The 10963-nt window shown below is 72.6% G+C and carries 5 protein-coding genes; 2 read left to right on the top strand and 3 right to left on the bottom strand.

What is annotated here, in order from left to right:
- On the top strand, positions 1–706 hold a 706-nt coding region (locus ABYE80_RS10625), incomplete at its 5' end, for a glutamine synthetase family protein (protein WP_372790250.1).
- Between the two features lie 34 nt (positions 707–740).
- Here ABYE80_RS10625 and ABYE80_RS10620 read toward each other — a convergent pair.
- Positions 741–1391: a hypothetical protein gene (locus ABYE80_RS10620; protein ID WP_372790249.1), complete on the bottom strand. Its 651-nt coding sequence runs from the start codon at positions 1389–1391 to the stop codon at positions 741–743.
- A gap of 69 nt (positions 1392–1460) precedes the next feature.
- A complete protein-coding gene (locus ABYE80_RS10615; RefSeq protein WP_372790248.1) occupies positions 1461–3608 on the bottom strand; it encodes an MMPL family transporter in 2148 nt (715 codons plus the stop codon).
- A 178-nt stretch (positions 3609–3786) separates the two neighbouring features.
- Here ABYE80_RS10615 and ABYE80_RS10610 point away from each other — a divergent pair, with 178 nt between their 5' ends.
- A complete protein-coding gene (locus tag ABYE80_RS10610; protein ID WP_372790247.1) occupies positions 3787–9687 on the top strand; it encodes a hypothetical protein in 5901 nt (1966 codons plus the stop codon).
- Positions 9688–9696: 9 nt separating this feature from the next.
- Here the strand turns inward: ABYE80_RS10610 and ABYE80_RS10605 are convergent.
- The coding region (locus ABYE80_RS10605) for a tetratricopeptide repeat protein (protein ID WP_372790246.1) at positions 9697–10963 on the bottom strand (1267 nt) is incomplete at its 5' end.

Genomic DNA, 10963 nt, shown 5'->3' with positions numbered 1-10963 from the left:
GTACCGCATCACGGTCAAGGAGTACGCCATGAAGTACGGCTGGCATGCGACGTTCATGCCCAAGCCGCTCTTCGGGGAGAACGGCTCCGGCATGCACACCCACATGTCGCTGTTCAAGGACGGCCGCAACGCGTTCTTCGACGCCGACGACCCGTACTTCCTGTCGGACATCGGCAAGGCGTTCATCGCGGGGCAGCTGCGCCACGCGCGCGAGCTCAGCTCGATCTTCGCCCAGTGGGTCAACAGCTACAAGCGTCTGGTCCCCGGCTACGAGGCCCCGGTGTACGTGGCGTGGTCGCGGCGCAACCGGTCGGCCCTGGTGCGCGTGCCGCTGTACCACCCCGGCAAGGAGCAGGCGACGCGCATGGAGCTGCGCTGCCCGGACCCGGCCTGCAACCCCTACCTGACCTTCGCGGCGCTCCTGCACGCGGGGCTCGAGGGCATCGAGAAGGGCTACGAGCTGCCCGAGCCGATGGAGAAGAACCTCTACCACCTGTCGCCGGACGACCGGCGGCGTCTCGGGATCGAGCAGCTTCCGGAGACGCTCGGTGAGGCCATCGAGCTCACCGCCGAGTCCGAGCTCGTCCTGCGGGCACTCGGGGAGCACATGTTCAACCGCTTCATCGAGATCAAGCGCCAGGAGTGGGAGGACTACCGCGTGCAGGTCACGCAGTGGGAGCTCGACCGGTACCTGCCCGTGCTCTGAGCCGCCGTCGTCGCGGCTCCCCGCAGCCAGCGGGCTAGCGGGGTGCCGGGTGGATCGAGACGCTCGACCGGTACTGGGGGCGCGTCTGCGGGCGGAAGGTCGCCCGGTTGTCGATGTAGAGGTCGTAGCGCCCCGTGCGCAGGCGCGCGGCCTTGACGCCGGGGATGCGCCGCTGCCTGGCGGTGAGACGGCCGCACCGGGCGTCGCCGCGGCCGAGCCGCACATCGGCGAGCGTCTTCCTGCTGCGCCGCACGTGGACGTAGATGCTCGCCCCTGGGGTGAACCCGGAGAGGCGCCAGGTCGTGCGGCTGGTGGGCTTCCCGCGCGTGGACGCGAGGGTGACGAGCAGGTTGACGACATCGAAGCGCGTGGTGGCCACGTCGACCCCGTCCTGCGTCGCGGTCAGCGCGAAGCGCCTGGGCGTGGTGGTCCGCTGGGGGACGTCGGGGGCACGAGCGACCCTCGCCAGCCAGGAGCCCGTCGCGTCGGCGTTCCCGAACGCGAAGACCTTCTCGGCCCTGACGGCGTAGGCGCTGCCGGGCGCGAACCCCGTTCCCGCGATCTGCATCGGCATCGACTCGACGTAGCAGGGGCGGTCGGTGGTGATGACGGCCGCCTCCGCGGGGGCACCGGCGCAGGCGCACGCGGCGAGGCACGCGCCGACGGGCAGCAGGCGGGAGGGCATGCGCCTACCCTAAATGCGAGTAGTGGTGTAGTTGGCGAAGAGTTTCGTGAGAGGGGTGCCGGCGCCAGGTCAGACCTCGGCAGGGGCGACGTCCTTCGGGCGCTCACCGCGCGCGTGGTCGGGGCGCCGGGCGAGCACGCTCGGCCACCACACCTTCGGCCCGATGTCCAGGACCAGGGCGGGGACGAGGATCGAGCGGACGATGAAGGTGTCGAGCAGCACGCCGAACGCGATCGTGAACCCGATCTCCGTCAGGAACACGAGCGGGAGCACGGCGAGGACCGCGAACGTGCCGGCGAGCACGACCCCGGCGCTGGTGATGACCCCGCCGGTGACCGCGAGGCCTCGCAGCATCCCGTCGCGGGTCCCGTGGATGCCGGTCTCCTCCCGCACCCTGGCCATCAGGAAGATGTTGTAGTCGACGCCCAGCGCCACGAGGAAGATGAACGCGAAGAGCGGGAAGGACGGATCCGAGCCCGGGAAGCCGAACGCCACGTCGAAGACCACGGAGGCCACGCCGAGCGCGGCCCCGAAGCTGAGCAGGACGGTCCCCATGAGCAGGAGGGTCGCGGTCACGGCCCGCAGGAGCACGAGCAGGATCAGGAAGACGATGACCAGGGTGAGGGGGATGAGCAGCAGCGTGTCGTCGGCACTCGCGTCCCTGAGGTCCCTCTCGACCGCGGTGGGTCCACCGACGAGCGCCCCGGGGTCGGCACTACGTGCCGCGGCGCGAACCGCCGGGATGAGGTCGAAGGCCTTCGTCGAGTAGGGGTCGCGTTCGAGGAAGGCCGCGAGCAGGACCCCGTTCTCGCCACGGAACGTCGTGGGGCGCACGTCGGCCACGCCGTCGATCCGCTCGAGCGCCGCCGTCACCGCCTCCACCTTGCCGGGATCGGTGACGATGACGTCCGTCGGCGCGCTCTGGCCGGCCGGGAACGCCTGCTCGACGAGCTTCTGGCCCGCGATCGCCTCCACGTCGTCGCGGAAGGAGTTGCCCTGGGTCAGCCCGGTGGAGAAGTTCAGCAGCCCCAGGCACATCAGGGCGAGCACGGCGATGGTGCCGATCCAGACCGGGCGCGGCCGGCGCGCGATGCGCTCGCCCAGCCGTCGCCAGGCGCCGTGGGTGACGTCGACGCCCTCGTCGCCGTAGTGCGGGACCCGCGGCCAGAACGGCTTGCGTCCGACCGCGAGCAGCAGCGCGGGCAGGAAGGTCAACTGGACGAGGATGGCCGTCATCACGCCCAGCGCACCCAGGGGGCCGAGGCCGGCGGTGCCGTTGACCTTCGCGAGGATCAGCGCGAGCAGCGCGATGGCGACCGTGGCGCCCGAGGCGACGATCGCGGGGCCGGCGGACCGCAGCGCCAGCGCCATGGCCTCGTGCTTGTCCTCGTGACGGCGTAGCTCCTCGCGATATCGCGACACGAGCAGCAGCGCGTAGTCGGTCCCCGCGCCGAGCACGAGGATCGACGTGATGGACGACGACTGGCCGTTGATGGTCGTGCCGAGTTCGCTGATCCCGTAGCCGAAGGCCCGCGACACGATCTCGGCGACGATCACGCTGAAGAGCGGGAAGAACCAGAAGAACGGCGACCGGTAGATGATGATCAGCAGGATCAGCACCAGCGTCACGGCGGCGCCCAGGAGGGTGCCGTTGATGTTCTCGAAGACCTTGATCGCGTCGGCGCTGATCCCGGCTGGGCCGGTGACCTTGACCTGCAGGCCCTGTGGTCGTCCCGGCGCGTCCTCCGAGCTGACGATCTCCCGATAGCGGTCCACGGGGTCCAGCAGGGTGTCCGCCTCGCCGTCACCCGTGATGCTGTTGGCGATGAGCGCGGTCGTCCCGTCCTCGGAGAGCTGGAACGGCCCGGCGTCGTCCCCCTCCGGGTTGCCGAACGGGGTGGTGTTGCGGAAGTCCAGGGCGTTCAGCTCGTTCAGGTCGGACGCGATCTGGGCCTTGTCGGCCGCAGTCAGTCCGCCGTCGCGCCGGTAGACGATGACGGTCGGCGCCTGCTCCCCGGACTGGAGGTCCTCGGTGATGTCGAGGGCCTTGGTGGACTCGGCGTCGCCGGGGAGGAACGATCGGGACTCGTTCTTCTCGGCGTCGGCGAACTTACCGGGCAGGTTCGTGCCCAGGATGGCCATGAGGGCCACGAGCCAGAGGCCCAGGACCACCCACTTCGAGCGGCGGCCGGCGGGGAAGGTGAAGAGACGGGTCACGGTCGGTCCGGGAGTCGGGGGGAGGTGCAGCGGCAGTCTACGCAACGGGAACACGGGTTCCGGTTACCGCGTGATGAGCGCGCTGCGCGCCCTGGGCCCTGAGCAGTAGGCACGACGTGCGCCGCACTTGGCGCACGAACGTTTGCATCTATTCGGAGTATCGCCTACCGTGCTGGACATGCGGGTGAGGCGTGTCATGGCGTATGCCGTAGCGACCCTCATCGCCTCGCCTGCCGTCGCCCACGCCGCACCGGGCGACCTCGACGCCGCCTTCGGCACCGACGGCGTCGCCCGCGTCGCGGGAGTCGCGCAGGCCCAGGCGGGCCCGGTCGTCTCGTCCGGCGGGCGGATCACGGCGCTCGGGCTGTCGGACGGCAGGTTGACGATCGCTCGCCGGCTGGCCGACGGTCGGCCGGACACGAGCTTCGGCGGCGGGACGGTCGTGACGGGGTACCGGCCGGTCGGGCGCGGATCGCTCGCCGTGGACAGTCTCGGTCGCGTGGTGATCGCGGTCGGCACCGGCTCGGACAAGATCACGTTCGCGCGGTACCTGCCGTCGGGCGCGCGCGATCTCTCGTTCGGCGATGACGACGATGACGACGCGGGTCAGATCGTCTCCAAGGGCGTCGGCTCGCTCGCCTATCCGACCCGCATGCGCATCGCGGTCGACGGCAAGATCGTCGTCGGCGTCGCCAACGCCAGCAACGACGGCCGCAAGTACTTCACCGTCATCCGCATCACCGACGAGGAGCCCGACGACGACTTCGGGGACGACGGCGTCGCGAAGTCACCGGTCGGGAGCGACCGCTCGCAGGTCAACGACGTCGCGCTGCTCCCCGACGGCTCGGTGCTCGCCGTCGGCACCGCCGGCGCGAAGAGCCTCGCCACGAGTGCCGACGCGGTCATCGCGCGCTTCACCCCGGCGGGCAAGCTGGACAAGACCTACGCGGCGTCCGGCGTCCGGCGCCTGTCCATCACCGGCCAAGGCCCCTCGCAGAGCGCCACCGGGATCGCCGCCGCGGACGACGGTGCGGCGACCATCGTCGGCACCACGGGTCCGGGTGCCGGATTCGCGGCACGGCTGAAGCCGTCCGGATCGCTCGACACGAGCTTCGCGTCGGCCGGACTCCTCACCGACGGCCTGGGCCTCTCGGCGTCCGCCGTCATCGGATCCGGTGCCGGACCCGTCGTCGTCGCCGGCACCGGCCGGACGGGTGCGACCACGACCTGGGCCGTGGCAGCGCTCCGGGCCGACGGCACGCTGGATCCCGGGTTCGGCACGGGCGGGCGGACGACCGTGCCCTCCTGCGACTCCGCCGGCCAGGGGACGGTCGTCGGTGCCACCGGCACGGGGAGCGCCGCGCTCGTCGCCGGCTCCTGCACGGACGACGACGGCCTCGCCGTGGCCAAGGTCATCACCCGGGAGGCCCTTCCGGGCCCGGCCGAACTGGCCGTCACCCCGAGAGCCGGCGCCTCCGGGCACGAGCGCATCCGCCTGAGCCGTCTGGACCCCTCCAGCGTGTTCGGCTCCACGAACGCGCTGCAGTCGATCGCGGCGCGGTCGAGCTCGGTCCTGGACGTCGCGGCCCGCTCCAGCGGTGACCCTGCCTCCGCGGCCGCGCGATCGTCCGCCGCACGGTCCTCGGTCCTCACGCTGCTGCAGCCCTCGCCGACGCTGTCGGCGATCGCGGCGCGCTCCTCGGGCGGGTGGCCCGAGCTCCTGCGCGGGACCGTCCTCGAGGACGTCCCGCTCACGTCGGTGACGATCGAGCAGGTCTTCGCCCTCGATCCGCTGCCGAGCCGCATCGCGGGCCTCACGCTCGGCGACCTGGACCTCGACGCGCTGCGGTCCATCGCCGCCCGCAGCTCGGCTGCGCGCTCCTCGACGCTGTCGGCGTTCGTGCTCTCGGTCGCCCCGCTCGCGAAGCTGCCCGCTCCCCCCGGTGGCTGGTGCGCATATCTGGCCGGGATGCCGCTGCACTGCGGCAACGGCGTCTCCCCGGCCACCACCACGCTGTTCGAGCTGGAGCACGCCGGTGACGACCTGGCGGCGTACTACCGGCAGCCGCTGAGCCTCAAGGCGCCCACCGACATCAGCGGCACGACGCTCGCCGCGATCCGCCTCGAGAACATCGCCATCGAGCGGACGGTGCTCGCCGACGTGCCGGCGTCCGAGCTCGACGGACTCGCGACCGTCGGGGAGCTCGCCGCCGCGCTGCCGCTCCCGCACCTGGACGACCTGAGCCTGGGCCAGGTGCTCGCGGGGATCGTCCCGCCGCAGGAGATCCCGTACGAGCGGATCGCGCTGGACCGCCTGTTCGCCGCGTCGGACGTCCGCAGCGACGGGCTCCAGACCGCGACCGCGACGTTCCGGCTCGACTGCGGCCTCGCCTCCGGGCTGCGCGTGGCGCTGACGCTGCCGGACCACGGTCGCGTCGTTCCCGGCTCGGCCACCATCGCCGCCGCGGGCGACGCGCCGCGACCGGTCGACGACCCCGCCCGCGACGGCGACGTCTCGACGTTCTCCGGCAGCGAGCTCGACGGCGTGTGCCGCGACCGCTCGGACTCCAGCGTGGTCGATGTGGAGCTCCGCGCCGAGGTCGAGCCCGGCGTCGAGCTGGGCACCCGGACGGCCCGGGTGACGATCACGACGGGCAGCGACAGCAGCGGCCGGACGGCGAGCGCCCCCGTGGAGATCGACGACTCCAACGATCCGCCCTCCGACGGGTCGCGCAGGATCGGCGCGGATGCGCTGGTCACCGGCCACCTGACCCCGGGCGACACCGACACGTACAGCATCGACGCGCCTGCGGTGGGGTCGCGCGTGACCGTGACGCTCAGCCACCTCCCCGCCGACTACGACCTCGTGATCCGCGGCGCGCAGATCGGGGTCGACACCTCGGCGGCCCGCAGTTCGGCCGCCCGCAGCTCCGCGGCCCGGTCGTCCCTCGTCCTCGATGCGTCCGGCGAGCGCACCGATCCCGGCGTGCTGTCCCCCGACAGCGTCCAGGACATCGCGGCGCGGTCGTCGGCGGCCCGCAGCTCCTCGATCAACCGGGGGACGGCCGACGAGTCCGCCACCGTCGTCATACGCCCGGAGGACGCGGGCGGCACGCTGCGCGTCAGCGTCGTCGGCTACAACGGCGCCTCCAGCGACGAGAAGTACGTCCTGCGCACGGCGACCACCCCCGGCAGCAGCCCGCTGCCCTGCCACACGCCGCCGTCGCTCCAGAGCGCGGGAGCCGGCGTGTTCCCGAGTCTCCCGGCGTCCTCCGATCGCCAGACGCTGATCCTCGTGAACCGCAGGCGGATGGCCGCCCAGTACGGGGCGAGCGCCACCGACGCCATGCTGACCCGTCTGGGCACGTACGCCGCACGATCCGACGTGCGCGGCGTCGTCGTGCCCGTCGAGGCCCACCCGACGCTCGGCGCGGCCGTCGACGACGCGTACGCGCGGTGGGACGAGAACCGCTGCAGCTCCACGCGGATCGGCAACGTGGTCGCCGAGATCAACCGGGTCGTCGACGACGTCCGCAAGGGGCTGCCCGACCTCCGCAGCATCGTCCTGGTGGGTCCGCACCAGGTGCTGCCGCAGGCGCCGATCCCGGACACCGCCGAGCTCTCCAACGAGTCCGAGTACGCCGACGACGCGGCGTTCGACGGCAAGGACAACGAGGTGTCCCGCGTCCTGCGCGACGGCAACCTGCTCAGCGACGCTCCCTACGGTGACTTCGACCCGCAGCAGACCGACAAGGGCCGGCGCATCTACGTCCCCGACGTGGCACTCGGGCGCCTGCTCGAGACGCCCGGGGAGGTCGTGGCGCAGGTGGACCGCTACCTCGAGGCCGACGGGATCCTGGACCCGGCGAGTGCCGACGTCTCCGGGTACGACTTCCTGAGCGACGGCAGCGCCGCGGTCGCCGCCCCGTTGCGCGGACTGCTCGGCAGCACGAAGGTCCGCACGGAGATCAACGAGACCTGGGACGACGCCTACGCGCTCGGCGTGCTGAACGCCGCTGAGCCGCGGGTGAGCTCGCTGAACGCCCACTACAACCACATGGCCGGACTGCCCGCCGCCGCGTTCAACGCCAACGGCTCGCCGAACCTGTTCCACGCGACGCAGGCCAGCCCGGCGCCCGGGTCCCTGGCCTTCACCATGGGCTGCCACGCCGGACTGGGCATCGCCGACATCCTCGTCCAGACGCCGACCGCGTACGACGCGGAACGGGTCGCGGACTGGCCGCAGCGGTTCGCGCAGCGCCGGTCGACGTACGTCGCCAACACGGGCTTCGGGTACGGCGACACGGACGTCGTGGCGTACTCCGAGAGCCTCATGAGCGGGTTCGCCACCGAGCTGGCCTCGGGCCGTGGCACCGTCGGGCAGTCGTTCGGCAACGCGTTGCGTCGCTACGTCTCGGAGTTCGGTGAGACGGCCGACGAGTACCACTACAAGGCGCTGCACGTGGCGACCTTCTACGGCCTGCCGACCTACCGGGTGGGGAGCAGCGGGATCAGCGCGCCGGCCGTCCTGCCTCCCACCGGGAACGGCGAAGGGTCCACGGTCAGCACGCCGTTCGACGTGTCGCCGACCTTCCAGGCGGTGGACGGCCCGCGCGGACGCACCTACCAGGTGCCCGGTGAGCGGATGAAGGAGATCGTCGGACGACCGATCCAGCCGCGGATCAGCGTGCCGCTGCCCCGCACCGGCAACGCTCCCGCGCACGGGTTCCTCATCGAGGGTCTCGAGACCGAGGAGATCCCCGACGTCGACGTGCCGTTCGGCCAGCCCACCGTCGACCTGTCCGCGAACGAGCCGGAGAACGCCGCGACCTCGACGATCTTCCCCGTGTCGCCCGGTGCCATCGTCCAGACCGCGGACGCCTCGGGTCGGAAGGAGACGCTGGACCTCTCCGCCGGGCAGTTCCGCCTCGACACGTCGACCGGCGCGCGCGGCACCCAGGCGCTCTACAAGCGCATCCGGGGTCGCGTGCTGCGTTCGACGTCCGCGGACTGGGAGCCCCCGATCGTGCTCAAGGTCAATCCCGAGGCGGTCCCGGGCCTGGTCTCGTTCCGCGTCGACCTCGAGGACACCGACGCCACCGGTGGCGTGGCGCTGTACCGCACCGACGCGGACGCGACCTGGCACAGCGTGAACCTCGCCGTCGCGGCGCCTCGGACGGTGAGCGGCGGACAGCCGCTGCCGGCCGGAGCCACGTACGTGAAGGAATGGCAGGTCCAGGTGCGGGACGCCGCCGGCAACGTCGGCCGCAACGCCTTCAAGGGCCAGCTCGTCCCGCGCCCGAGCAGCGGCACCGTCACGATCCGCCTGAACCCCGAGCCGGGGGCGTCCGGGTACTTGCGCGAGACGCCGCAGGTCACGATCGATCCCGGCGACCTCGACGCCGAGGACTGCGCGGTGAGCGTCAACGGCGGCGCCTACGAGCCGTACCGGGGACCGTTCGTCCCGGACCCGGTCGCCGACGGGGCCAATTCGATCGACGTGCGGTGCGCCGACGGGTCCACGGGGCGCGGGGGCTTCATCCTCGACACCGAGGGACCCCAGGTCACGGGTGAGCCCACCACCGCCGCCAACGCGTTCGGCTGGTACCGGGCCGACGTGACCGTCCGCTTCCGCTGCGCCGACGAGGCGTCCGGGGTCGCCACCTGCCCGCCGGATGCGCTCCTCACCGGTGAGGGCCGCAACCTCAGCGTCAACGGCACCGCGACCGACCGGGCCGGGAACAGCGGGTCGGGGACCGTCTCGGGCATCGACATCGACCGCACCCAGCCGACCGGGCAGGTCGTGTCCCGCGGCGTGGTGGTGGGCCAGGCCATCACCGGGACCGCCGCCGACGCGCTCTCGGGCATCGACGCGGTCACCGTGACCTACACCCCGTACTTCGGCGGCACGAGCGTGCAGCGTACGGCGACCGTCTCGTGCTCCGACGGGAGCCGGACGTCGTGCACGTGGAGCGCCGCGACGCCCGGCGCCGGCGTGTACACCGCGCGGGCGACGATCACCGACCGCGCCGGGAACACCGGGCAGTCCGAGGCCGCCATCATCTCGGTCGGCGGGTGAGGCGGGCCCTCAGACCGGGATGACCGGGCTGGCGATGACCCCCAGGCGGCTCGTCAGCGCCGCAGCCTGATCCGCGGCCTCGGTCCCCTCGGCGCCGCGGACGCGGGCGAGGGTCTGCAGACACCGCGCCTGCTCCCAGGCGGCGTCGACCTGGCCCGCCAGAGCGAGCGCCTCGTCGAGCCGGACGAGACCGCCGTCCCGGTCGCCGGACTGGAGCTTCGCGTGCGCGGCCAGCCGCTGCAGCCCCGCGAGCAGGGCCGGGCCGACCCCGATCTCCTTCGCCCGCGCGCGGATGGCGCCGACCCGCTCGAGCGCCTCGTCGGGGCGACGCCGGCACAGCAGGTGCTCGGCCTCGAGGGCGTACACCGCGAAGGCCTCGGCCCGGGCGTCGATCTTCTCGTACGCCTCGCGTGCCGCGACGAACCGGGCGGCCGCGCCGTCGAGGTCGCCCGTGCGCAGCGCGCACAGCCCGAGGTTCGCGGTGGCCATCCCGACACCCATCCACGACTGGGCGGACGCCCAGGTGGCGAGGGCGTCCTGCAGCAGCACACGGGCCTCCTCGATACGCCCCTGGTCCAGGCGCACCTCCGCGATGTTGTTCTCGACGTTGGCGGTCTCGATGACGTCGCCGACCGCCTCGTTGGCCTCCCGCGCACGCTCGTAGTAGGCGACCGCCTCGTCCCATCGCCCCTCGTAGTAGGCGTCGACACCGAGGTTGTTGAGGGAACGCGCCATGCCCGCGCGGTCGCCGAGGCGCTCGTAGATCTCGAGGGCCTTGCCCCGGTACTCCTCCACCTCGGGGGAGCCCAGGTCGGTCAGGGCCCAGTCCATCAGGTAGTAGGCGTGGGCGAGGGTCTCCTGGTCGTCGGCCCGGCGCGCGCCCTCGATCGCCGCGTGGAGCTCGGGCAGCGCCGCCCGGAGCCGTCCCTGGCGCAGCCGCGCCGCGCCCCGGGCGGCCTTGAGGCGGTTGAAGAGCAGCTGGGCCTCGTGGCCCTCGACGGACTCCAGCGCGCGCAGCCCACGCGTGAACCAGGCCAGCGCCTGACCGTAGTGGCGTGCCCGCTCGCGGAGTCGTCCCTCCCGACGGCAGAGCTCGGCGAGCGCCAGGGGCTCGGCGCGCGCCAGCGCCCGCGCGGTGCGCAGCGCGGCCACCGCGGCGTCGACGTCGCCTGCGAGTTGGGCGGCGTGCGCCACGGTGCCGGCCAGTTCCCGTCGTGCCGCGTCCGGCAGGTCGGGCAGGTGCCGCGCGCTGTCCATCGCGAGCCGGAAGAACTGC

Origin of the sequence: Paraconexibacter sp. (assembly GCF_041602235.1) — a bacterium.
GTDB lineage: Bacteria > Actinomycetota > Thermoleophilia > Solirubrobacterales > Solirubrobacteraceae > Paraconexibacter.
This window is presented reverse-complemented; position numbering and strand designations above follow the sequence as displayed.